The 23,544-nt window shown below is 67.0% G+C and carries 24 protein-coding genes; 9 read left to right on the top strand and 15 right to left on the bottom strand.

Translation table 11 applies throughout. From position 1 onward, the window contains the following. Positions 1 to 729, top strand: a complete 729-nt coding sequence (locus ABID97_RS21290; RefSeq protein WP_354400551.1) for a haloacid dehalogenase type II — start codon at positions 1 to 3, stop codon at positions 727 to 729. A 6-nt stretch (positions 730 to 735) separates the two neighbouring features. Here ABID97_RS21290 and ABID97_RS21285 read toward each other — a convergent pair whose 3' ends face one another. The 9 genes from ABID97_RS21285 to ABID97_RS21245 all read right to left on the bottom strand — a co-directional run bounded on the left by ABID97_RS21285 (position 736) and on the right by ABID97_RS21245 (position 9,343). Further along, positions 736 to 1,797: an acyltransferase family protein gene (locus tag ABID97_RS21285; protein WP_354400550.1), complete on the bottom strand. Its 1,062-nt coding sequence runs from the start codon at positions 1,795 to 1,797 to the stop codon at positions 736 to 738. Further along, positions 1,794 to 2,936 carry a hypothetical protein gene (locus tag ABID97_RS21280; protein ID WP_354400549.1) on the bottom strand — a complete coding sequence of 381 codons (1,143 nt, stop codon included), beginning with the start codon at positions 2,934 to 2,936 and terminating at the stop codon, positions 1,794 to 1,796. The genes ABID97_RS21285 and ABID97_RS21280 overlap by 4 nt, the downstream gene beginning before the upstream one ends. A 294-nt stretch (positions 2,937 to 3,230) precedes the next feature. After that, a complete protein-coding gene (gene gloA, locus ABID97_RS21275) occupies positions 3,231 to 3,662 on the bottom strand; it encodes a lactoylglutathione lyase (RefSeq protein WP_354400548.1) in 432 nt (143 codons plus the stop codon). A gap of 39 nt (positions 3,663 to 3,701) precedes the next feature. Further along, on the bottom strand, positions 3,702 to 4,382 hold the full coding sequence (locus tag ABID97_RS21270) for a glutathione S-transferase family protein (RefSeq protein WP_354400547.1): 681 nt from the start codon (positions 4,380 to 4,382) through the stop codon (positions 3,702 to 3,704). Between the two features lie 109 nt (positions 4,383 to 4,491). Continuing rightward, complete coding sequence (locus ABID97_RS21265; protein WP_354400545.1) at positions 4,492 to 5,175, bottom strand: ABC transporter ATP-binding protein; 684 nt, start codon at positions 5,173 to 5,175, stop codon at positions 4,492 to 4,494. Then, a complete protein-coding gene (locus ABID97_RS21260; RefSeq protein WP_503012825.1) occupies positions 5,172 to 6,845 on the bottom strand; it encodes an ABC transporter permease in 1,674 nt (557 codons plus the stop codon). The genes ABID97_RS21265 and ABID97_RS21260 overlap by 4 nt, the downstream gene beginning before the upstream one ends. A 40-nt stretch (positions 6,846 to 6,885) precedes the next feature. Next, positions 6,886 to 7,947 carry a Fe(3+) ABC transporter substrate-binding protein gene (locus ABID97_RS21255; protein WP_354400541.1) on the bottom strand — a complete coding sequence of 354 codons (1,062 nt, stop codon included), beginning with the start codon at positions 7,945 to 7,947 and terminating at the stop codon, positions 6,886 to 6,888. Positions 7,948 to 8,087: 140 nt separating this feature from the next. Then, a complete protein-coding gene (locus ABID97_RS21250) occupies positions 8,088 to 8,780 on the bottom strand; it encodes a nitroreductase (RefSeq protein ID WP_354400540.1) in 693 nt (230 codons plus the stop codon). Between the two features lie 17 nt (positions 8,781 to 8,797). Beyond that, positions 8,798 to 9,343 carry a PaaI family thioesterase gene (locus ABID97_RS21245; RefSeq protein ID WP_354400539.1) on the bottom strand — a complete coding sequence of 182 codons (546 nt, stop codon included), beginning with the start codon at positions 9,341 to 9,343 and terminating at the stop codon, positions 8,798 to 8,800. A 51-nt stretch (positions 9,344 to 9,394) separates the two neighbouring features. Here ABID97_RS21245 and ABID97_RS21240 point away from each other — a divergent pair, with 51 nt between their 5' ends. From ABID97_RS21240 to ABID97_RS21230, 3 genes are read left to right on the top strand one after another with little or no spacing between them, the layout of a single operon-like run. After that, the gene (locus ABID97_RS21240) at positions 9,395 to 9,889 is read left to right on the top strand and encodes a MarR family winged helix-turn-helix transcriptional regulator (RefSeq protein ID WP_354400538.1); all 495 of its coding nucleotides are present in this window, start codon (positions 9,395 to 9,397) and stop codon (positions 9,887 to 9,889) included. Next, complete coding sequence (locus ABID97_RS21235; protein WP_354400537.1) at positions 9,882 to 11,117, top strand: MFS transporter; 1,236 nt, start codon at positions 9,882 to 9,884, stop codon at positions 11,115 to 11,117. The genes ABID97_RS21240 and ABID97_RS21235 overlap by 8 nt, the downstream gene beginning before the upstream one ends. Before the next feature lie 35 nt (positions 11,118 to 11,152). Beyond that, positions 11,153 to 12,559, top strand: a complete 1,407-nt coding sequence (locus ABID97_RS21230; protein WP_354400536.1) for an MATE family efflux transporter — start codon at positions 11,153 to 11,155, stop codon at positions 12,557 to 12,559. Positions 12,560 to 12,586: 27 nt separating this feature from the next. Here the strand turns inward: ABID97_RS21230 and ABID97_RS21225 are convergent, their stop codons facing one another. The 5 genes from ABID97_RS21225 to ABID97_RS21205 all read right to left on the bottom strand — a co-directional run bounded on the left by ABID97_RS21225 (position 12,587) and on the right by ABID97_RS21205 (position 17,183). Continuing rightward, positions 12,587 to 12,910 carry a hypothetical protein gene (locus ABID97_RS21225; protein WP_354400535.1) on the bottom strand — a complete coding sequence of 108 codons (324 nt, stop codon included), beginning with the start codon at positions 12,908 to 12,910 and terminating at the stop codon, positions 12,587 to 12,589. Between the two features lie 168 nt (positions 12,911 to 13,078). Beyond that, entirely contained in the window at positions 13,079 to 13,816 is a 738-nt protein-coding gene (locus ABID97_RS21220; protein ID WP_354400534.1) for an aldolase, read from the bottom strand. Between the two features lie 44 nt (positions 13,817 to 13,860). Continuing rightward, positions 13,861 to 14,502, bottom strand: coding sequence for a 2-dehydro-3-deoxy-6-phosphogalactonate aldolase (locus tag ABID97_RS21215; protein WP_354400533.1), 642 nt, complete (start codon positions 14,500 to 14,502; stop codon positions 13,861 to 13,863). Further along, positions 14,499 to 15,407 carry a 2-dehydro-3-deoxygalactonokinase gene (locus tag ABID97_RS21210; protein ID WP_354400532.1) on the bottom strand — a complete coding sequence of 303 codons (909 nt, stop codon included), beginning with the start codon at positions 15,405 to 15,407 and terminating at the stop codon, positions 14,499 to 14,501. The genes ABID97_RS21215 and ABID97_RS21210 overlap by 4 nt, the downstream gene beginning before the upstream one ends. A gap of 39 nt (positions 15,408 to 15,446) precedes the next feature. After that, positions 15,447 to 17,183, bottom strand: a complete 1,737-nt coding sequence (locus tag ABID97_RS21205; RefSeq protein ID WP_354400530.1) for an IlvD/Edd family dehydratase — start codon at positions 17,181 to 17,183, stop codon at positions 15,447 to 15,449. 151 nt (positions 17,184 to 17,334) lie between these two features. Here ABID97_RS21205 and ABID97_RS21200 point away from each other — a divergent pair, with 151 nt between their 5' ends. The 5 genes from ABID97_RS21200 to ABID97_RS21180 all read left to right on the top strand — a co-directional run bounded on the left by ABID97_RS21200 (position 17,335) and on the right by ABID97_RS21180 (position 22,386). After that, on the top strand, positions 17,335 to 18,078 hold the full coding sequence (locus ABID97_RS21200; RefSeq protein WP_354400529.1) for a FadR/GntR family transcriptional regulator: 744 nt from the start codon (positions 17,335 to 17,337) through the stop codon (positions 18,076 to 18,078). A 75-nt stretch (positions 18,079 to 18,153) separates the two neighbouring features. Beyond that, positions 18,154 to 19,539, top strand: coding sequence for an ABC transporter substrate-binding protein (locus ABID97_RS21195; protein WP_354400528.1), 1,386 nt, complete (start codon positions 18,154 to 18,156; stop codon positions 19,537 to 19,539). 36 nt (positions 19,540 to 19,575) lie between these two features. After that, on the top strand, positions 19,576 to 20,451 hold the full coding sequence (locus ABID97_RS21190; RefSeq protein WP_354400527.1) for a carbohydrate ABC transporter permease: 876 nt from the start codon (positions 19,576 to 19,578) through the stop codon (positions 20,449 to 20,451). After that, a complete protein-coding gene (locus ABID97_RS21185) occupies positions 20,448 to 21,299 on the top strand; it encodes a carbohydrate ABC transporter permease (protein WP_354400526.1) in 852 nt (283 codons plus the stop codon). Before ABID97_RS21190 ends, ABID97_RS21185 begins: the two co-directional genes overlap by 4 nt. Before the next feature lie 19 nt (positions 21,300 to 21,318). Beyond that, the gene (locus ABID97_RS21180; protein WP_354400525.1) at positions 21,319 to 22,386 is read left to right on the top strand and encodes an ABC transporter ATP-binding protein; all 1,068 of its coding nucleotides are present in this window, start codon (positions 21,319 to 21,321) and stop codon (positions 22,384 to 22,386) included. A gap of 26 nt (positions 22,387 to 22,412) precedes the next feature. Here ABID97_RS21180 and ABID97_RS21175 read toward each other — a convergent pair whose 3' ends face one another. Next, the gene (locus ABID97_RS21175; RefSeq protein WP_354400524.1) at positions 22,413 to 23,426 is read right to left on the bottom strand and encodes an endonuclease/exonuclease/phosphatase family protein; all 1,014 of its coding nucleotides are present in this window, start codon (positions 23,424 to 23,426) and stop codon (positions 22,413 to 22,415) included. Positions 23,427 to 23,544: the final 118 nt, after the last annotated feature.

Raw genomic sequence — 23,544 nt, 5'->3', positions numbered from 1 at the left:
ATGCGCGCGGACTTCGATGCGAGCGACCTGAAGGTCATCGCGTTCGACGTTTTCGGCACCGTGGTCGACTGGCACAGCGGCATTGCCGCCGAGGCCGAGCTTGCATTGCCGGGTGTCGATGGCGCCACCTTTGCGCTGGCTTGGCGCGCGGGCTACCAGCCCGCCATGCGGTCCGTGATGGAGCGCATCGCCGCGGGCGAGGGCGGCTTCACGCTGCTCGACGAACTGCACCTGAGCATGCTCGAGCAGGTGCTGCAGGATTTCGGCATGGCCGGGCGGCTCGATACCGCCGCCAAGCGCCACCTGAGCCGTGCCTGGCACCGGCTGCCTGCCTGGCCCGATGCGGTGGAAGGGCTCACGCGCCTGAAGAAGAAGTTCACCATCTGCACGCTGTCCAACGGCAACATCGGCCTGCTCACCGAAATGGCCAAGCGCGCGGGGCTGCCCTGGGACTGCGTGCTGTCGGCCGAGGTGTTCAAGGCCTACAAGCCCGACCCGCGCACCTACCTGGGCGTGGCGGGCGTCTTCGACGCGACGCCGGGGCAGGTCATGCTCGCGGCGGCGCACCACGACGACCTGGCCGCCGCGCGCGTGTGCGGCCTCAAGACCGGCTACATCGAGCGGCCCCATGAGTTCGGCCGCGGCCAGCCGAAGGACGTTTCGCCCAACCCCGAGAACAACCTGCACGCCCGCGACATCAACCAGCTGGCCGACCTGCTGGGCTGCTGAACGCCGTCACCGGGCCCTGGCCGCGCCCAGCGATTTCGCGGACCTGATCATGCCGCGCATCATCTGCGTGAGCGGGAACTCCACGAACCTGTAGACCATGTGCGAGGCCCAGAACGACGCGATGCAGACCGCGGCGGCAATGGCCAGGATCACCGCCGGCGACGCGATGCCGAGCGACTTCACCGGGATGGGAATGGCCACCAGGATGAACGGGTGGAAAAGGTACAGCGAATAGGAGCTGTCGCCGATGGCCAGGATGGTGCGGCCCCGGGCCCACACCGACCCCAGCAGGATGATTCCGACGAACATCATCGCGGACGGGATCGCCAGGGCAAACCCCCTGAGCTCGCTGTTTCCGAGCCCGCGCGAAATGGCCAGCCACGCAAGAAGAGCACCGGCGGCGGTCAAGACGACAGCCAAGGGGATGCTTTGCCGCAGCAGCCCTTTCCTGAACGCGACACCGATACCGACGCCGAACGCGAACTCCACGAACAACGAAAAATTGATGACCTGGTGGTCGATGCCGAAGACGAGGCCGATGAACGATGCGCCGGCCAGCACCAGGCACGCGATGAACGCGCTCCGTGGCTTTGCCACCGGCAGTGCGACCAGCGCCCACAGCGCGTAGAACAGGATCTCGTAGGTCAGCGTCCAGCCGTTGTTGACCAGGTACGGCGCGGAAGTCGGCCACAGCAGGAACGACGCGGCGACATCGGTCGCCTCTTTCGCGTTGCTGTTGATGAGCCTGGGCGCGACGAAGAACACCAGCAGCGCCAGCAGCGAGAGTCCCCAGTAGAGCGGAAAGACTCTCACGATGCGCTTTTCCATGAACTCCACGTGCGTCATCGTCTTGTTCGCGGTCACGAAGTAGATGATGAAGCCGCTGATCATGAAGAAGACGTCCACCCCGACGATGCCGAAATCGAACAGGGGGATGCTGCCGCCCGACAGCGCATGGGCCTTTTGTGCCGCATGGTGGATGACGACCAGAAGCGCCGCGATGCCGCGTCCGGCCTGGATGGACTCGACGTACTGGCGCTGGTCGACCGCAATCGATTGGGACTTCACGCGTTGCGATCCTCGGCAAGCTGGCGCGGGAACGCTGCGGCGGCCTGGCTGCGCCGAAGCCGCTTTTCTTGCGCCAGTTCGCTTTTCTGCACCAGCGCCAGGGCGGAAAAAACCAGCGGGCTCACGATGGCGAAGTGGCGGGCGAACGAACCGAAGTCAGGCTCGAACACGCCCTCGATGATGAGGAAGGACAGTGGCGCCAGCGCGACCTTGCCGGCCTGGATCAAGTGCTTGCGGTCCGATTTCACGCCCGCGACGATGGCCTTCACCATCCAGATGAAGGTGAAGGGCATGATCGAAATGAACGCCAATTGGCTCACCGAGCCGAAACGCAGGAGCTCGAGGGGAAATGCCAGCCTGAAAAAGGTGATCGTGGCATTGAGGGCCTGGAGCATCGCGTTGTCCGACGCAATCACCGCATCGATGACCGTGCGCGATCCTTCGGCGCCCACATCCCTGTTTTCATTGACCGCGGCCCGCGCGAAGTCCAGCGTGGCGCCCAATGCGATCTGGAACGTCAGCGACAGCGCGATGTAAATCAAAATGATCACAACGAACAGCCGGAATACGGTGAGCTGGTTTCTCACCAGTCTCAATCCGAGCCATGTGGCGCTGACCAGCAGCCAGTATTTGCGCACCACCCAGCCGTAGACGGTCGAGGACAAGAACCAGGTGAAGCCGAACCAGCTTTGTTGCGCCGCCATGATGGATAAGAGCACGACGCACGCGGAGAGCATGTCCTTGGAAAGAACGGAAAGAAAAATGGCCCTGATGAATCCCCAGGCGAGCGAGACCAGGAATACGCCGAGCGGTATCCGGCTGAATTGAAATATCGGTATGAGCGTGAGCGAGACGCTCAGCAGGGCGCCCGCGATGGGCGCTGTCTTGGCGCTCAGCCCCACCGATTCCAGCAGGAACGCACTGCAGGCATAGGAGTTTCGCTCCTCCACGGAGGTCGAGGCGATCTGGCAGGAGTCGGCGCCGAAGAAACTCAGCAGCGTTTCTTCATCGGGAAAATTCTGCGCGGCCGTGTCGTGGTACGCAAAAGGTATTGCTCCCACGACCAGCGCGGCAAAAAGAAATATGAGAAGCGATATTGCCGGGTCGATGGCTTTGCCGCGAATGCTGAGAATGGTCAATGGCTGGCCGCTGGAAATAACCGAATAGGTAGAAAATAGTTCAAAGGCCCGCCGCCGGGACGATTCATTCGAACGCGGCTCGCCTAACTCTATAGAAGCTTGATTGCGATTTCGGGAGAACGGCGCGCGAGGCATTGGAGCCTCGGCGCGTACCCGGAGAAAATAACAGCAAAGAATATGCCGATCGCCCGAAAAGGGTGATCATTTGTATCTCCGAATTCGCCGCGCGTTCAATTCGGAACGGCGGCTTGCGGAAGACCGCCCGATTTGCTCGGACGGGCGCCCGGCGAACGGCTAGGAAGCGCGCAAGGCGTCGGCGCCCGCCTGGCCCTGGGACTTCGACTTGTCCTGGATCAGCTCGACCTTGTAGCCGTCGGGATCGGTCACGAAGGCGATCACCGTGGTGCCGCCCTTCACGGGCCCGGCTTCGCGCGTGACCTGGCCGCCGGCTGCCTTGATCTTCTCGCAGGCGGCATACGCGTCGGGAACGCCGAGCGCGATATGGCCGTAGGCGGTGCCGAGTTCGTAGCTTTCGGTGCCCCAGTTGTAGGTGAGCTCGATCTCTGCCTGCTCGGGGTTGCCGCCGCCATAGCCGACGAAGGCCAGGCTGTACTTGTATTCCGGGTTCTCCGAGGTGCGCAGCAGGTTCATGCCCAGCACCTGGGTATAGAAGTCGATCGAGCGCTGGAGGTTGCCGACGCGCAGCATGGTGTGGAGGAGTCGCATCTCGTGGAATCTTGGTGGGGGAAGGAATTCCGATTCTCGTTATTGCGCGAGCGTGAGCAAGTGCGCCTCGTGCTTGCGCAGGAACGCGTGCAGGTGCTGCGGATACTCGGGCACCACGGCGCTACGCACGCTGGGCCGACCCGCCAGTGCATGCCGCCATGCGTTCACCTTGGGAAGGGCATCGAAGATATGCGAATTGGCGATGTCGTCGAACACTTCGAAGTAGCGGAAGATGGGCGCGAACACCGCATCGACCAGGCTGAAGCCGGCGCCGGCGAAGTAGGGCCCGGCGCCCAGCGCGGCTTCGACGCGCTCGAACTTGGCGGCCATTGCCAGTCGCTTCTGCTCGAACACCTCGGCGTCGCGCGTGGTCTCGTAGCCCCAGAGGTCGCCGAGGATGGCCGAGCCGTATTCCATCCATGCCCGATGCTCGGCCCGGGTGAGCGGATCCTCGGGGTGCAGCCGTGCGCCGGGCTGCGTTTCCTCGATGTATTCGCAGATCACGTTGCTTTCGAACAGCACCGCTTCGCTGCCGTCGGGCCGCGCGAGCCGCAGCAGCGGTACCTTGCCGAGCGGCGAGATCGCGATGAACCAATCCGGCTTGTTGGCCAGGTCGATCACGACGCGTTCGTACGGTACGTTCTTTTCGGCCAGCGCGATGGCGGCGCGCTGCACATAGGGGCACAGCAGGTGGCTGACGAGGGTGAGTGGCTGGGACATGGCGTGTGCGTTTTCGACGAAGGAAAAAAGTTGGAGAAGAGTGCCGCGATTCTTCCGGCACCGAACAACCTTTTCCCGAAAAGCCCATTCGCCGAACGAGCCCCTTGTGCTATGTCGCAGTGTCCAGCCAATGCGTGATCCGGCCGCCGTGCATCACGCCGATGCGGTCGGCCATGGCATGGGCCTCGGCCTCGTTGTGGGTGACCAGGATGGCCGTCTGGCCCGCCCGCTTGAGAATGCCGCGCACCTCCGCCGTCAGCCGCTCGCGCGTGCCGCCGTCGAGGTTGGAGAACGGCTCGTCGAGCAGCAGCAGCGCGGGCGACGGGGCCAGCGCGCGCGCCAGCGCGATGCGCTGCTGCTGGCCGCCGGAGAGCTCATGCGGAAAACGCTCCCCGGCATCGGCCAGGCCGACCAGTGCCAGCATGTCGGCCACGCGCAACCGCTGCAGCGCGCGGCCCATGCGGCGCAGGCCGAAGGCCACGTTGTGGCTTGCCGACAGGTGGGGAAACAGCGCGTATTCCTGGAACATCATGCCCACGCGCCGTTGCTCCGGCGGCAGGTGCACATGCGTCGAAGAGAGCAGCACGTCGCCGAGCCGGACGCTGCCGGCGCGCAGCGGCTCGAAGCCCGCGATCGCGCGCAGCACGGTCGTCTTGCCGCAGCCCGAAGGGCCGAAGAGGCAGGCGATGTCGCCCGCGGGCAGCGAGAGCGAGAAGTCGCTCACCACGGTGTGCGGGCCGCGCGGCGTTTCGTAGGCGAGCTGGATCGATTCGATGAAGAGAGGGGAACTCATGTGGTGTCCGGACCGGGCAGCGCCGATGGCGTGCCCAGTTGATTGCGCGCCAGCAGCATCACCGGCAGCAGGCCCGCCGCGACGATGGCCAGCGCGGCAATGGCGCCTTCCTCGTACGTGCCGCGCGCGGCCTCGGCGTAGAGCCAGGTGGCCAGCGTGTCGAAATTGGCCGGCCGCAGCAGCAGCGTGGCGGGCAACTCTTTCATGGCATCCACGAAGACCAGCAGCGCACCGGTTGCGATGGCGGGCTGCAGCAGCGGCAGGTGCACGCGCCGCAGCGTGCCGCCGCTGGTCTCGCCGAGCAGCCGCGAGGCGTGTTCGATGGCGGGTGGAATGCGCGCGAGCCCGGCCTCGATGCCGCCGACCGGCATGGCGAGGAACCGGATCGCGCACGCCACCACCAGCACGATGCCCGCACCCATGAGCGGCAGCCCTTGCAGCCCGAGCGCAGTGGCCAGTGCCGCGTCCACCGCGAGCGCCGGCGTGAGCAGGCCGATGGCGAGCACCGTGCCCGGCACCGCATAGCCCAGCGTGGCGACGCGTGCCTGCCAGCGCGCACGGCCCGGTCTCGAGCCCTGGCTTCGCGCCGTCCATGCGACGACCAGTCCCGCGGCAACGGCCACCACCGTCACGCCGGCGGCCAGGGCCAGCGTGTTGCCCAGGCTCGCGAGCAGGCCATGCGACACGCCGCCGCCCTGGCGCAGCCGCTTGGCGCTTTCCCAGACGAGATAGAGGGCCGGCGCGACGAAGCCGACCAGCACCGGCAGCGTGGCGGCAGCCGTGGCCAGCCATGCGGCGCTGCCATGCAGGCGGCGCGGCTGCATGGCGCGCATGCGTTGTGCCGAGCCGAAGCGCTGGTGCTGCCGGCCATTGCGTTCGAGCCAGACCAGCGCCACCACCATGAACAGCATGGCGCAGGCGATCTGCGCCGCGCCGGCCAGGTCGGAGCGCGTGATCCACGTGGTGTAGACCGCCACCGTGAGCGTGTTGATGCCGAGGAATTCCGAAGCGCCGATGTCGTTGAGCGTCTCGAGCAGCGCGAGGCTCAGTCCCACGGCCAGCGCTGGCCGTGCGAGCGGCAGCGCCACGCGAAAGAAGGCGCCGCGCCGGCTTTCGCCCAGCGTGCGCGCGGCTTCCATCAGATGCGCGGGCTGGGTCATGAACATGGCCCGGGCGGTCATGTAGACATAGGGGTAGAGCACGAAGCCGAGCACGAAGATCGCGCCCGGCATCGAGCGCAGGTCGGGCAGGCGGAACTGGCGCGGGCTGTCGAACCCGAGCACCCAGCGGATCGCGCCTTGCACCGGACCGATCGGATGCAGCAGGTCGAGGTAGGCGAAGGCGACGATGTAGGTCGGCATCGCGAGCGGCAGCAGCAGCGCCCAGTGCAGCACGCGGCGGCCCGGAAAGTCGCAGGCCGTGACCAGCCACGCGCAGCCGGTGCCGATCACCAGCACCAGCGTGCCGACACCCGCCAGCAGCACGGCCGTGTTGAGCGCGGCCTGCGGCAGCACGTGCGCGAACAGCGGGCCCCAGTGCCCCAGGCCGGAGCCGAACGCGAGCCACGCCAGCGTGAGCACCGGCGCCAGCACGCCGATGGCGATGGCCAGCGAGGCCGAACGCCAGAGCGGGCCTGCGGCGTGCAGGCCCGGCAAGTGGCGCCGCGCGATCAGCACTGGGGCACCGGAAACGCGTGCCCGCCCATACCGGTCACTGGTCGAAACCGACCTTGTCCACCAAAGCGCTGGCCTGCTTGCGGTACTTGGCGATCTCGGCCACCGGCAACGGGTCGGCCTTGAGTTCGCCGATCGACGCGGCAATGATCGGGTCGAGCGCCACGCCCTTGCGCACCGGGTATTCGTAGTTGGCTTGCGCGTACAGCGTCTGCGCCGGCTCCGACACCAGGAACTCGAGCAGCTTGACCGCGTTGGCGCGCTGCGGCGCGTTCTTTGCCACGGCCGCGCCGCTGATGTTGACGTGCGTGCCGCCGCTCTTGGCGCTGGCGAAGGTCGGGCGCACCACCTTGATCGCGTCGCCCCACTTGCGCGCGTCGGTGCCTTCCTTCGAACTCTTCATCTGGCCGACGTAGTACGAGTTGGCCAGGCCGACATCGCAGATGCCGCCGAGGATGTCGCGCGCCACGTCGCGGTCGCCGCCGGTGGCCTTGCGCGCCAGGTTGGCCTTGACGCCGCGCAGCCACTGCTCGGTCCTGGCTTCGCCGTCGTGCGCGATCATGGCCGCGACCAGTGCCGTGTTGTAGGGGTGCTGGCCCGCGCGGATGCAGACCTTGCCCTTCCATTTCGGGTTGGCCAGGTCTTCATAGCGGAAGCTGGTGAGCGGCTGGTTCTTGTCGGCGTAGAGCACGCGCGCACGCAGCGAGAGCGCGAACCACTGGCCGTCGGCGCCGCGCAGGTTGGCGGGCACGGCCGATTCGAGCGCGGCCGATTTCACCGGCTGCGTCACGCCGCCGTCGACCAGGTCCATCAGGTTGCCGATGTCCACCGTCATCAGCACGTCGGCCGGCGAGCGTGCGCCCTCGGCCTTGACGCGCTCCAGCAGCCCGTCCTTGACGAACACGGTGTTGACCTTGATGTTGCTCTGCGTGCTGAAGGCGGTGATCAGCGGCTGGATCAACGCGGGCTCGCGCGTCGTATAGAGCGTGAGTTCGTCATTGGCGGCATGGGCGGGCAGGGCGGCAGCCGCCAGCCAGGCGGCGGAGACGCCGATCAGTGCGCGCGCGGCGCGGCCTTGGACGCCGAAGCGGTCGGTCATGAAGGATCCTCCAGATGCAGAAACGTGTTTTGGAAAAGCATCGCGAGCACGCGGCTGACGATGAGAATCATTATCACTGCCCCCGGGGGTTTATATCCTTGCACTTACACGGCGCAGGACTACCGCGCCGGGTGCGAGGCTCAATCCACCCAGCGGCAGACCTGCTCCAGCGGCGCACGGGTCGTGCGGAAGCGGTTGGCCGGATGCGCGGGGTCCTCGTAGCCGAACGCGATGCCGCAGACCACCTGGCGATCGTCCGGAATGTCGAACCACCGATGCAGGAACGGCGCACGCGAGGCCACGGCCGCCTGGGCGATGCTGGCCACGCCGAGGCTGCGGGCCGCGAGCACGAAGTTGTTGACGTAGGCGCCGCAGTCCACCGCGCCGTAGGTGCCGAGCAGCGCCTCGGTGCTGACCAGGGCCAGGTGCGGTGCGCCGAAGAACCTGAAGTTCTCCCGCGCCTGCCGCTGCGAAGCCTCCCGGTCGCCGCGCACGATGCCGACGCTCTCGTACAGCTGGAAGCCGCATTCGCGCCGGCGCTCCTGGTACACGCCGCGGTATTCGGCGGGTGGCGGAATGTCGAACGCCGCGCCGGCCGCGGCCTCATCGGAATCGAAGGCTTGGCGCAGCCGCTCGGTGGCCGCCGCGCTGGTCACGATCACCTGCCAGGGTTGGGAGTTGCACCATGAGCCGGTGCGCTGCGCGCGTTGCAGGATGGCGTCGATGGTTTCGCGCGGCACCGGCTCGGCCAGGTAGCCGCGGCAGCTGTAGCGCTGGTCGAGCAGGGCCTGGAACGCAGGCGCCAGCGAAGGGTCGTGGGGAGCGGAAGGCATGGCGGCAGACCCGTTTTTCAGCGTGGCGCGGGGTTGTCGAACACCAGGCAGGTGGTGGTGGCATGCGCATAGAGCTTGCCGTCGGGCCCGACGAGCCGCGCCTCGGCGGTCGCGAGCTGCCGGCCGCAATGGATCACCTTGCCCTCGGCGCGCACCCGCTGCACCTGGGGCGTGACGGCTCTCACGTAGTTCACACTGAGCTCGGCCGTGGTGTAGCTGCGGCCGGCCGGCATCATGGTGTGGACCGCGCAACCGAGGGCCGAGTCGAGCACCGTGGCAATCCAGCCGCCGTGGATGGTGCCGAGCGGGTTCAGGTGCTGCGCCAGCGGCCTGCCCTGGAACACCGCCACGCCCGGACTCACCGAAAGCAGCGTGAAGTCGAGCGTCCTGGCGATGGCCGCAAAGGGAATCTCGCCCCTCAGCATGGCCTGCATCATTTCGAGGCCGGTCTTGCCGGCGATCTGCTCGGGCCGCGCCACGCCAGGGCCGGGTCCGGCGTCGAGGCGTTGGACGATCTCGGTCTCCTGGGCGATCCAGGCGTCGATGGTCTGGGGCTCGGTCATGAAAAATTCCTTGATAGTTGCATATACAATTATTGTAGGTACAATGAAAACATGAACACCGCTCTGAAGCCTCGGTCCAGGCCCCAAGGATGTACCAATTTCCGCCTGCGCCGGCTCTCCAGGCTGGCGTCGCGCCTCTATGACGCGCACGTTGCCCCCAGCGGGCTCAAGACCACGCAGTATTCACTGCTCTCGCACGTGCTGCATTTCGGGCCGCTGCGCCCGGTCGACCTGGCGCGCGAGATGAACGTCGACGCCTCCACGCTCACGCGCAATCTCAAGCCGCTGCTCGCGGCGGGCTTCCTGGTGCAGACCGAGGGCCCCGATGCGCGCAGCCGCATGCTGGCAATGACCGAAGCAGGCCGCGAGAAGCGCGCCGAGGCGCAGCGCCTGTGGCACGGCGCGCAGCTGGCGCTCAACGACATCCTCGGCACGGAGCGCGTGCTGGCACTGCATGCGCTTCTCGACGAAAGCCTGGAGCTGCTGCAGCGCGCAGGGCTGGGCGATGGACAGCCGGAAGACCCGGCAGGAGCCCACGATGAATGAAACCACTCTTCGGCGCCATGCGCTCTGGTTCGTGCTGCTGGCGGCCGCGGGCGCTTTTGCCCTCACGATGGGGGTGCGCCAGACGATGGGGCTGTTCCTCTCGGCGCTCAACACCTCGACCGCCCTCGGCATCGGCAGCATCAGCCTGGCCTTCGCGTTCGGGCAGCTCTGGTGGGGACTCACTCAGCCCTTTGCGGGCGCCGTGGCCGACCGCATCGGAACCGGGCGCGTGGTGTTCCTCGGCGTGCTGCTGGTGGCTGTCGGCACGCTGATCACGCCGCTCATGACGAGCACGGCGGGCCTGATCTTCGCCATCGGCGTGGTGGCGGCCGGCGGCGCCGGCATGGCGGGCCCTTCGGTGCTGATGGCCGCGACCACGCGCCTCGTGCCGGCGCACAAGCGCGGCTTTGCCACCGGCGTGGTGAATGCCGGCGGCTCCTTCGGACAGTTCGCGATGGCGCCGATCGCCGTCGGCCTGACGGCGGCAGTGGGCTGGGCGGGCGCCATGCAGTGGCTCGGCGTGCTGGTGCTGCTGGCGCTGCCGGCTGCATGGGTCCTCAAGGGCAATTCGAAGGCGATGGCCGCGGCCTCGGCCGCTGCATCGGGCACCAGGCCGCTGAGTGCGCGCGAGGCCATCGGCCAGGCGCTCGCGACGCCCAGCTACCGCTACCTGAGCCTGGGCTTCCTGGTCTGCGGCTTTCACGTCGCGTTCCTTGCCACGCACTTGCCCGGCGTGGTCGCGGCCTGCGGGCTGCCGCCCGAAGTCGGCGGATGGGCGCTCGGGATGGTCGGGCTCTTCAACATCGTCGGCAGCCTGGCGATGGGCTGGGCCGTGGGGCGCTGGCGCATGAAGTCGCTGCTCTCGCTGCTCTATGCCACGCGCGCCATCGCCGTGCTGGTGTTCCTGCTGGCGCCGAAGACGACCGTGGTCATGCTGGTGTTCGCCGCCGTGATGGGCGTGACCTTCCTCTCGACCGTGCCGCCGACGGCCGGCCTGGTCGCCAAGATGTTCGGGCCGGCCAACATGGCGATGCTGTTCGGCATCGTGATGCTGGCGCACCAGGTCGGCGGCTTCCTGGGCGCGTTCCTGGGCGGCTATGTCTTCCAGGCCACGGGCAACTACGACATCGTCTGGTACATCGACATCGCGCTGGCCGCAGGCGCCGCGCTGGTCCACCTGCCGATCCGCGAAGCGCGGCTCGCGCGCTCGAAGCTGGCGGCGGCATGAGCGCGCACCGTGGTGCACGGCACGGAGGCCGATGAATGAGCCAGGAGCTCGACCCGCGCACGCGCCGCCTGCTCGAGGCGCCGATCGTGCCGACGCTGCTGCGCCTGGCCGCGCCCAACGTGCTCGTGATGCTGGCGCAGGCCTCCGCCGGACTGATCGAAACCTACTTCGTCGGCAAGCTGGGGACTGATGCGCTGGCAGGCATGGCGCTGGTGTTCCCGGTCGTCATGCTGATGCAGATGACATCGAGCGGTTCCATGGGCGGCGGCATCGCCTCCTCGATTGCCCGTGCCCTGGGCGCGCGCCGCCGCGCCGATGCCGATGCGCTGGTGTGGCACGCGGTGGTCATCGCGCTGGGGTTCGGGCTGTGCTTCTCGCTTGCGCTGCTCTTCGGCGGGCGCTGGCTCTACGGCGTCATGGGCGGCACCGGGGCGGCATTGGACGCAGCCTTGACCTATTCGAACTGGGTGTTCGCGGGCGCGGTGCTGGTGTGGCTTTTCAACTCGCTCTCGGCCGTCATACGAGGCACCGGCAACATGTCGGTGCCGGCGAACGTGACGGTGGTGGGGGTGCTGTTCCTCATTCCCGCATCGCCGCTCCTGATCTTCGGCTGGGGACCGCTGCCGGGCATGGGCATCGCGGGCGGAGCGATGGCGCTGCTGCTCTACTACCTGCTGGGGTCGGTGGCGCTGATCGTCTACCTGCGCTCGCCGCGCAGCCTGCTTCGCCCGACGCTCGCCACGCTGAAGCTGCGCTGGCCGCTGTTCCGCGAGATCCTGCGCATCGGCCTCGTCGCCGCGGTGGCAACGGTGGCCACCAACCTGTCCATCGGCACCGCCACGGCGTTGACGGCGCCGTTCGGTGCGGGCGCGCTGGCGGGCTACGGCACCGCGTCGCGGCTCGAGTACCTGATGGTGCCACTGGTGTTCGGCCTGGGCGCGCCACTGGTCGCGATGGTGGGCACCTGCATGGGCGCCGGCCAGCGCGAGCGCGCGCTGCGCGCCGCCTGGGCCGGCGCGGCCATCGCGTTCGCGCTCACCGAAAGCATCGGCCTTGCCGCGGCGTTCTTTCCGCGGCCCTGGCTGATGCTCTTCGGCAACGACCCTGCCATGCTCGAAACCGGCGCCCACTACCTGCGCCTGGTGGGGCCGCTCTATGGCTTCTTCGGTGTCGGGCTGGTGCTGTACTTCGCCTCGCAAGGGGCGGGGCGCCTGCTGTGGCCCGTGGTGGGCAACCTCACGCGCCTCGCGGTGGCGGGCATCGGCGGCTGGCTCGTCTTTCGCTGGGGGGGCGGGCTCTCCGGCGTCTTTGCGGCGCAGGGCGTGGCGATGGTGCTGTACGGCGTGGTCATCGCTTCGGCCATTGCCGGCGGCGCATGGTTCGGCCGCGTGGGCTGGCCGCGCACCACCGCCGGGCTGCTGCGGCGCGTGGCACAAGCCTGAACGGGCCGCTCCGGCCGGCCCCGGCGATCAGTAGCGGTACGGATTGTTGGGCCGGCGGTCGTAGCGGTTGGGCACGCCGTCGCCATCGTAGTCCCGGCGGCCTTCGCGGCGCTCTTCCCAGCGGCGGTGGCGGTGCTCGTAGCGGTCATGGTCGCGGTAGCGGGGCGCGTAGTAGTGGTGGGGCGGCGACGGCGCCACGTAGTAGTGATGGCGCGGGGGCGGCGGCGGTGCGGGCACCACATACACCTGGGCCTGGATGAAGCGGCCGCCGGTCTGTGCCTGGGCGGGGGCGCTGAGCGCTGCCAGCGAGAGCAGGGCGGCGGCGCCGAATGCGAAAGTGAGCTTTTTCATGGCAACTCCAGTGGAGTGGTTGGAAGCCCTATCGTCGTTGCTCCATGTGAACGCCGTGTAAGGCTTGGGCGAAATCGGATGAAGAGCTGTAAGCCGCTGCGCGGCACTTGCGCCATCGTGCGCCATCCTATGGCCTCCTCCTGCCATGCGAAACCGGCCGAACGGACGTCAGCCGTGCGGCGGGGGCACCAGGCGCCGCAAAGCCTCGAAGAACAGGTCGGATTGCTCGCGTTCGCCCTGGATCTGCGCCGCGGCCAGCGCGGCCAGTTTGGCGTCGACCGGGACCAGCGGGCGCCCGGTGGATTGCGCGATCACCTGGTGCAGGCTCGCGCGTTCGAGGTAGTAGAGATCGTCGTAGGCATGCGCGATGGTGGCGCCCGCCACGATCACGCCGTGGTTGGCCAGGAAGGCGACGTCCTTTCCCTCCATGGCGCGTGCGATGCGCTCGCCCTCGGCATTGTCGAGCGCCAGCCCGTTGTAGACCGCATCGATCGCAATGCGGTTCATGTAGCGCATCGCGTTCTGGCTCAGCGTGGGATCGAGCGCGCGGTCGGCCGTGAGCGTGAGCGCGGTGGCGTAGGGCATGTGGCAGTGCAGCACGACCGCGTGGCCGGTCAGCCGGTGCACCGCGCCATGGATGAACAGCGCGGTCGGCTCCACCCGGTGGCGGCCGGCAAGCACTTCGCCGTGCACGTCGATCAGCACGATGTCGTCCGGGCCGATCTCGCTCCAGTGCAGCCCGCGCGGGTTGATCAGGTAGCGGTCCTGCGCGCCGGGCAGCACTACGCTGAAGTGGTTGCAGACGCCTTCCGAGAGGCCGTGGTGGGCGGCTGCGCGCAAGGCCAGCGACAGGTCTTCGCGCAACTTGCGCACGGCGGGGCTGGCGTAGTCTGAATCTGCGGACATCGACGGGACCTCGTGGACGTGGTTGAACTAAAAGGAAAAGGGGCTCAGGCGTAAGCGGCGCCGGTGCAGGCTGCGACAAAGCGTTGCGCATCCGCGCGCACGGCCGATGCCTGCTTGCCGGGCTTGTAGAGCGCCGAGCCGATGCCGAAGCCCGACGCGCCGGCGGCGCGCCACTCCGCCATGTTGGTGGGCGTGATGCCGCCCACGGGCATCAGCGGCGTGCCGGCGGGGAGCACCGCGAGCAGCGCCTTCACCACCGCGGGCGATGCCAGTTCGGCCGGGAACAGCTTGAGGCCGGTCGCGCCTGCGGCCAGCGCGCCGAAGGCTTCGGTCGGCGTCAGCACGCCGGGCAGGCAGACCATGCCGAGACGCACGGCCTCGGCGACCACTTCGGCATTGAAGTTGGGTGACACGACCAGCTCGCCGCCGGCCGCATGCACATAGCGCACCTGCTGCGCATCGAGCACCGTGCCGGCACCCACCAGGGCCTCGGGAAAGCGCGTGCGCATCAGCGTGATGCTGGCGTAGGGCTTGGGCGAATTGAGCGGCACTTCGAGCAGCCGGAAGCCGGACTCGACGATCGCGTCGCCCACGTCGGCAGCCTCGGCGGGCGTGAGTCCGCGCAGGATCGCGACCAGCGGCAGCTCGCGCATCGCGGCCTGGAATTTTTCTTGGGGAGTCGTCATGAGGATGTTCTGTCTGCGTCGAGAAAACCGGACAGCGCATGCAGTCCGGCCCAGGTGGCTTCGGCCCCGAGCGTGCGCGTGGCGATGCCGGTGGCGCGCAGCGCGAGCGTATAGCGCTGCGTGAGGGCGGGGGAGCCGATCAGTACCACTTCGCCGAAGGCGTGCAGCGATTGCGTGCGCAGCTCTTCGCCGATCAGCAGGCCCGAGAGATAGCTGGCGAGCTCCGCCGTCGGCATGCGCTCGAACAGCGCCAGCGTGCGCGCGCCGAACGCGTTGTGCAGCAGGCCCTGGCCGTTGTCGGAGCGGGTGACGCCTTCCACGAAGGCGGCTTCGTCCAGCGGCGCATCGGCCTCGAGCGTGCGCGCGAGGATCGAGTGCTGGCTCAGCAAGGCGTAGAACTCGCCGGTCATGAAGGTGCGAAAGCCCGTGACACGGCCTTTCTTCACCGTGGCCCACTTGTTGTGCGTGCCCGGCAGCACGAAGACGCCTTCATCGGCATCCATCAGCGCCATGGCACCGAAGATCTGGACCTCTTCGCCGCGCATGACGTCGGGCACGCCGTCGTGCTCGTCGCGAAGGCCCGGCACGATGGAGATGCGTGCGCCGGGCAGCGCGTCGATGCCGATGATCCGACGGCCCACCTCGACGCGTCCGGCGGGGCAGGCGCAATAAGGCGCCTCGACCCAGCCCTGCTTGCTGCCGGCCATGCCGGAGATCAGGCAGCGCGTGTCCGCAGTCTGCATCCAGTCGCCGAACAGCGACTCGAACACCGCGGGAAAGCCGCCCGCCGGCACCTTGAGGATGCCGCGCGCATCGCTGCGCTCCTCGAGCACCTTGCCGCGGGCATCGAGCAGCGCGCCGCGCAGGGAGCTCGTGCCCCAGTCGACCGCGACCAATCTGCTCATTTCAATTCGGCTCCATGGGAAAGCCCGCAAGGGGCGAGGTCAGTGATTGTCGCGCGGCACGAAAGCCCCTCGGCGCCCGCGCAGGAAGGCCAGGTCGGCGCCCTGGTCGGCCTGCAGCACCGTGTCGACGTAGAGCTTCCAGTAGCCGGAGTCGAGCGGCGCCTTGGGTGGCACCCATTTTTCGAGGCGGCGCGCAAGTTCCTCGTCGCTCACGTGCAGGTGCAGCCTGCGGTTGGGGACGTCGAGCTCGACGATGTCGCCGTCCTGGACCAGCGCCAGCGGCCCGCCCGCCGCGGCCTCGGGCGCGGTGTGCAGCACCACGGTACCGTAGGCGGTGCCGCTCATGCGCGCATCGCTGATGCGGACCATGTCGGTGATGCCCTTGCGCAGCACCTTGGGCGGCAGCGGCATGTTGCCCGACTCCGACATGCCGGGGTAGCCGCGCGGCCCGCAGTTCTTCAGCACCATGATGCAGTGCTCGTCGATGTCGAGGTTCTCGTCGTCGATGCGCTGGTGCAGGTCGTCGGCGTTCTCGAACACCACCGCGCGGCCCTTGTGCACCAGCAGTTCGGGCGTGGCGGCGCTCGGCTTGATGATGGCGCCGTTGGGCGCGAGGTTGCCGCGCAGCACGCAGATGCCGGCGTTTTCCTTGAACGGCTCGGCCAGCGAACGGATCACCTGCGGGTTGTAGTTCTCGGCGTCCTTCACGTTGTCCCAGAGCGTCTGGCCGTTGGCCGTGATGACGTCCTTGTGCAGGTACTGCGCGATCTCCTTGATGACCACCGGCAGCCCGCCCGCATAGCAGAAGTCTTCCATCAGGAAGCGGCCCGAGGGCTGCAGGTCGACCAGGCAGGGCAGCTCGGAGGCGAGGCGGTCGAAATCATCGAGCTTCAGGTCCACGCCGATGCGCCCCGCAATGGCCAGCAGGTGAATGACCAGGTTGGTGGAGCCGCCGATGGCGGCGTTCACCTTGATGGCGTTCTCGATGGCCTCGCGCGTGAGGATCTTGGACATGTGCAGGTCTTCATGCACCATGTCGACGATGCGCCGGCCCGCCATGCGCGCCAGCACGTTGCGGCGCCCGTCCACGGCCGGGTAGGCCGCATTGCCCGGCAGGCCGATGCCCAGCGACTCGACCATGCTGGCCATGGTGCTCGCGGTGCCCATCGTCATGCAGTGGCCGTGGCTGCGGTGCATGCAGCTTTCGGCCTCGAAGAAGTCCTGCAGCTTGAGCGTGCCGGCGCGCACCTGCTCGCTCATCTGCCACACGCCGGTGCCCGAGCCCAGCTCCTGGCCGCGCCACTTGCCCGAGAGCATGGGGCCGCCCGAGACGCCGATGGTCGGCAGGTCGACGCTGGCCGCGCCCATCATGAGTGCGGGCGTGGTCTTGTCGCAGCCCATGAGCAGCACCACGCCGTCCAGCGGGTTGCCGCGGATGCTTTCTTCCACGTCCATGCTGGCAAGGTTGCGGTACAGCATCGCGGTGGGCCGCAGCAGCGTCTCGCCGAGCGACATCACCGGGAATTCGAGCGGGAAGCCGCCGGCTTCGTACACGCCGATCTTGACCTGCTCGGCCAGCGTGCGGAAATGCGAGTTGCAGGGCGTGAGCTCGCTGAAGGTGTTGCAGATGCCGATGACCGGGCGCCCGTCGAACTGGTCGTGCGGCACGCCTTTGCCCTTGACCCAGCTTCGGTAGATGAAACCGTCGCGGTCGTTGCGGCCGAACCATTGCTGGCTGCGCAGTTCACTGGCTTTTTTCTTGGGGGAAGTGCTCATCGGTTTGTCTCCGTTTACGACCGCTTACGACCCCAAACCTCAGGGTTTGTCCTGCCGAGCAGCCATTTCAATCATCATATGATAAGTGTGAAGAACATGCCGCAGCGTTAGTGTTTTCGAGCGTCGGCATACCAAATTTCATATCACGCACATGATCAAGAACATCCACGGTCGCACGCTCGAGCTGCTCGGCGAAGCTGTCGTGGCCGGCCGTTATGCGATCGGTGCGTCGATCCCGGCCGAACCCATCCTGGGCGAAGAGCTCGGCGTGAGCCGCACCGTGGTGCGCGAAGCCATCAAGTCGCTCGCGGCCAAGGGGCTGATCGTCACGGGCCCCAAGGTGGGCACGCGGGTGCTGCCGCAGGACAAGTGGAACTGGTTCGACCCCGACGTCATCACCTGGCAGTCGCGCGCCGGCCTCACGCCCGAGTTTCTGCGCGACCTGCAGGACCTGCGGCGCGTGGTCGAGCCGGCGGCCGTGCGGCTCGCGGCCGAGCGCGCCAGCCCGGAAGACATCGAGGAGATCGAGCGCGCCTACGCCGGCATGAAAGAGGCCGTGGAAAACGGCGGCGACTACGTCACCTTCGACCTGCGCTTTCACACCGGCCTCCTGAGCGCCGCGCGCAACCGCATGCTGGCGCAGATGAGCAAGGCGCTCAACGCGCTGCTTCGCACCAGCTTCGAGATTTCGACCACCAAGCCCGACGGTCCCGCGCTCTCGCTGCCGCTGCACCGCGCGGTGCTCGATGCGGTGGTCGCACACGATCCGGCCAAGGCCGAGCGCGCGGTCATCCGCCTGATCGACGGCGCGCGCCAGGACATCGAAGACGTGCTCGGTTCGCGCCGCCGGCTGCCGCGGCTCAGCCGGCCACCACCCCGGCTCAAGGCGCATTAGCCGTTGCTGCAGGCTGCAAGAGATTTTTCACCCACGCTCGTGTTCGAGCATTTCCACCGAAGAAGAGGAGACACCATGAAAGTCGTCAGATCGCTGATAGCGCCGACGTTATTTGCGCTGGGGTTGTTGGCGGCGGCAGGCCCCGCTGCCGCTCAGGAAAAGCTCACCGTCTGGTGGGTCAAGGGCTTCTACAAGGCGGAGGACGACGCGTTGTTCGCCGCCATCAAGAAGTTCGAGGACAAGAACAAGAACGTGAAGATCGAGCTGTCGCAGTACCCGATCCAGGACATGATCCCCAAGACCGTGTCCGCGCTCGACTCCAGCAGCCCGCCGGACGTGGCGTACGCCGACGTGTACGACTTCCAGGTCACCGGCAAGTGGGCCTACGACGGCAAGCTCGAAGACCTCAGCAGCGTGCTCACGCCCATGAAGGACCGCTTCGCGCCCAATACGCTCGAGACCACCTACCTCTACAACGAGCAGACCAAGTCCAAGGCCTACTACGCCTTCCCGATCAAGCAGCAGACGATGCACGTCGAGTACTGGCTCGACATGCTCACCGAAGCCGGCCTCAAGGAAACCGACATTCCGACCACCTGGAAGGAATACTGGACCTTCTGGTGCGAGAAGGCGCAGACCGCCAGCCGCCAGAAGAGCGGCAAGCGCACCTTCGGCATCGGCATGCCCATGGGCGTGGATTCGAGCGACTCGTTCTATTCGTTCCTGACCTTCATGGACGCATACAACGTCAAGCTGGTGGACGACAACGGCAAGCTCCTGGTCGACGACCCGAAGGTTCGCACCGGCCTGATCGGCGCGCTCACCGACTACACCGCGCCCTACACCAAGGGCTGCACCCCGCCGTCGTCGACCAGCTGGAAGGACCCGGACAACAACGTCGCCTTCCACAACAAGACGACGCTGATGACGCACAACGCGACCATCTCCATCGCCGCCAAGTGGCTCGACGACTCCAACAACGCGTCGCTCACGCCCGAGCAGCGCGAGGAAGCGCGCAAGAACTACACCGAGCGCATCCGCACCGCGGGTTTCCCGAGCAAGCCGGACGGCAGCAAGATGGTCTACCGCACCGCGGTGAAGACCGGCGTGGTGTTCAAGGACGCGAAGAACAAGGCCCGTGCCAAGGAGTTCGTTGCCTTCCTGCTGCAGGAAGAAAACCTCACGCCGTACGTGGAGGGTTCGCTGGGCCGCTGGTTCCCGGTCACCAAGGTTGCGCAGCAGCGTGACTTCTGGAAGGCCGATCCGCACCGCCTCTCGGTCTTCAACCAGTACGCCGCCGGCACCGTGACTTTCGAGTTCACCAAGAACTACAAGTTCACCGTGCTGAACAACGAGAACGTCTGGGCCAAGGCTATGAGCCGCATCGTCACCGACAAGGTGCCGGTGGACAAGGCGGTCGACGAGATGATCGCCCGCATCAAGACGGTCGCGGCGCAGTAAGCCGCATTCGGAACCACCTTCACCGGCCTGACTTCCATGAGCTCCACTGCCACCGCCGCGCCGCTTCCGGCGCCTACCGTCAATCTTGGGGCGCGGCACGCGCGCTGGCAGTTCTGGGGCGCAGTCATGGTCGTGCCCTACCTGCTGGTGTTCGTGGTGTTCGTGCTCTACCCCGTGGGGTACGGGCTGTGGCTCGCGCGCCACCCGCAAAGCTACGTGAAGCTGGTCGACGACCCGATCTTCTTCCGCTCGGTGGTCAACACGGCCATCTTCCTGGTCGTGGCGATCAACATCAAGATGCTCGTCGCGCTGGTGCTTTCGGGCTTCTTCGTGACATCACGATGGTGGATCAAGATCGTCTCGGCGATCTTCATCCTGCCATGGGCGATGCCGTCGATCCCCACCATTCTTTCGATCCGCTTCATGCTCAACCCCGAATGGGGCGTGATCAACAGCACCATCTTCCGCCTGACCGGCGCAGATGGTCCGAACTGGCTCAACGATCCCACGCTGGCGCTGGCCTTCGCGATGGTGGTGCATGTGTGGAAGTCGCTGCCGTTCTGGACACTGATCCTGGTGGCCGGGCGTCTTGCCATTCCCACCGAACAATATGAAGCCGCCTCCGTGGACGGCGCCTCGTCGTGGCAGAAGTTCCGCTTCGTGAGCTGGCCCGCGCTGAAGACGCTGTACGTCACGTCGCTGATTCTCTCGATGATCTGGACCCTGGGCGACTTCAACAGCGTCTACCTGCTGACCGGCGGCGGACCCGCCGACCTGACGCACGTCCTCGCGACGCTGGGCATTCGCTACCTGCGGCTGGACCAGGTCGACCTGTCGATGGCTTCGATCGTGGTGGCACTTCCACTCGTACTACCGCTCGTGTACTTCATGATGAAGAGGCTCTCGAAATGAAGCGCTGGACCCCCAAGGCCGTAGCCACCGAGGCCAAGCTGCTGCTGATCGGCATTCCGGTCCTGCTCTGGACGCTGGTTCCTGTCTATCACATGGTGCTCTTCGCAATCTCGTCGAAGGACTCCGCCACCTCGGGCCACCTGTGGCCCAAGAACCCGACGCTGGACAACTTCCGCATCGTGTTCCAGCAGAAGCACTTCTATCTCGACCACTTCTGGCTGCAGCTGTGGAACTCGCTGCTGATCGCGGTGTCGGTCGGCGCGATCACGCTCTTCGTTGCAACCACGGCGGCGTTCGCGATCAGCCGGCTGCGCGTGCGCGGTGGCCGGACGGTGATGAACCTGGCGCTCTTCACCTACTTCATCCCTGCCGCCTTCCTGGCGGTGCCGATGTACAAGACCATGGGCAACTATGGCCTGCTCAACAGCCAGTGGGCGCTGATCCTGGCGATGGTGACCATCGCATCGCCGTACTGCATCTGGGTGCTCAAGCAGGCGTCGGACAAGCTGCCCTACGAGCTCGACGAGGCCGCGCGCATGGACGGCGCTTCACCGCTGCAATTGTTCCGCCTGGTCTACCTGCCGCTGATGGTGCCGTCGCTGGTGGCGGTGGGCACCTATTCGCTGCTGCTCGCATGGAACGAGTACCTCTACGCCTTCCTGCTGCTGTCCAACGACAGGAGCGTGACCCTGGCGGTTGCCCTGGGCAACTTCCTTTCGGCCGACGATTCGCCGTGGGAGCTGCTGATGGCCACCGGCCTCATCTACGCATTGCCGCCGGCGGCAATCTATTACGCCTTCAAGCGCTACATGGTGGGCGGACTCACCGCTGGTGCCGTCAAGAGCTGAGAGAAACCTGGGAATAAAAATGGCTTCCGTATCCTTTCGCAATATCCAGAAATCCTTCGGCAAGGTCCAGATCATCCAGGGCCTGAGCTTCGACATCACCGATGGCGAGTTCGTGGTGCTTGTCGGGCCCTCGGGCTGCGGCAAGTCGACCTTGCTGCGCATGCTCGCGGGCCTGGAGGACATCAGCGGCGGCGAGATCATGATCGACAGCCGCGTGGTCAACGACCTCGAGTCGAAGGACCGCGACATCGCCATGGTGTTCCAGAGCTATGCGCTCTATCCGCACATGACCGTCGGCGAGAACATGGGCTTCAGCCTGCGGCTGCGCAACGCCGAGAAGTCGGTGACCGACGAGCGCGTCTCGCGCGCCGCCAAGATCCTCAACCTCGATGCACTGCTCGGGCGCTATCCGCGCGAGCTGTCGGGCGGCCAGCGCCAGCGCGTGGCCATGGGGCGCGCCATCGTGCGCGACCCCAAGGTGTTCCTGTTCGACGAGCCGCTGTCCAACCTGGACGCTAAGCTGCGCGTGGCCATGCGCGCCGAGATCAAGGCACTGCACCAGCGCCTGAAGACCACCACGGTGTACGTGACGCACGACCAGATCGAAGCCATGACCATGGCCGACCGCATCGTGGTGATGCACGACGGCATCGTCGAGCAGATCGGTACGCCGCTCGACCTGTACGACCGTCCCGACAACCTGTTCGTCGCGCAGTTCATCGGCTCGCCCTCGATGAACGTCATCGAAGGCACGGTGCGGCGCTCGGGCGCCGATTGCCACGTCGAGGCGCATGGCGCGCGCTGGCCCGTGCCACCGGGCACCTCGGCGCCCGACGGCCAGCCGGTGCACTATGGCATTCGGCCCGGCGACATCACGCTGGGCGGTGGCAGCGGCGTCAATGCGCAGGTGATCGTGGTCGAGCCCACGGGCGCAGAGACCGAACTGCTGGTGCAGGTGGGCGAGGCCAAGCTGGTGCTGGCGGTGCATGGCCGGGTCGATGCACTGCCCGACCAGACCGTGGGCCTGGCGATCGACGCCGACCGCGTGCACCTGTTCGACCGCCAGACCGGCCGGCGCATGCCCTGACCTTTATGGCGGGGTGCGCACTGGCGTCAGTCCGTGCGCAACCGGAGCAGGGCGCGGACGAAGCCGTGGTCCGAGCGCGAGCGGTCGCGCCCTTCATGCAGGTGGTCGTTGAAATAGTCGACCCGGCGCACGTCGCCCAGGCTGTTGCGGCTCGTGGCCACGAACTCTTCGCTCACGAAGATCTGGTCGAGCACGGCCGGAAAGCCCTGATGGATATGTGAATAGGCCACGTCTTTCTTGAGCGCCGATTCGCCCTGCATCTCGTAGGCGTTGAAGAGCGCCACGTCGCGCGCCGCCTTGTCGTACGCAACCTCCGAAGTGGCGGCTACCAGCTGCGTGGTCACGCTGTGCGGGTCGTCGTTGAAGTCGCCCATCACCACCAGCGGCGTGTTCGTGCCCTGGAGCAGGTCGAGCACGATGCAGCGCAGGGCGGCCGCCTCGGCGCCGCGCATCACGAGAGAGCGCAAGGTGGCCACCACGCCGGTCTTGCGGTCCTCGCGGTCTTCCAGCGGATGGCCTTGCGCGTCCTGCAGGAACTTGGGCCGCTTGGACTTGAGATGCACCGTGAGCACATGCACCTGCTGTCCGTGCTTCATGCGCAGCGTGGCCAGGAACGGCGGCCGCTCGAAGCGCGTGTGCGGCCCCAGCCCCGGCACCTCGACGGCGAGGCCCTGCGGAAAGTCGACGAACGACTGCACGCGGTCCACCTGCAGCCGCGTGGCGATGCCGACCCGCGACGTGCCCTGTGCGCCGGCATGCGGCGGCGTGTTCTCGGCACCGGGCACCGAGACGAAGTCGTAGCGCAGGCCGCTGCGCGCAATGGCGGCCTTCAGCGCGCTCTCGTCCCAGACCTCCTGCACCGCGAGCACGTCGGCATTGAGCGCGCGAAAGCGCTCGCCGATCCAGTCGATCTTGCGCTCGTATTCGCGCTCGTCGTACGCGTCCTGGTTCTCGTAGTACACGCGGTGCGGGTTCGCGAGGTTCAGCAGGTTGCAGGTGGCGACGAAGAGCGTGGCGTAGTTGGGCGGGATGTATTGCATGGCTCGCGGATTGTGTGCCGGCCAGCGTGTCGCCGGGGCCATGCCTTGAGTGCCCGGACGAAAAAAACGGTCGGACACCCATCGTAGTGCCCGGCAAGCGGGCCCAAAAAAAAGGGCA

It is taken from the genome of Variovorax sp. OAS795 (genome assembly GCF_040546685.1).
Classification (GTDB): Bacteria; Pseudomonadota; Gammaproteobacteria; order Burkholderiales; family Burkholderiaceae_C; genus Variovorax.
The sequence above is the reverse complement of the archived record's forward strand: the minus strand, read 5'-3'. Positions and strand labels throughout refer to the sequence as shown.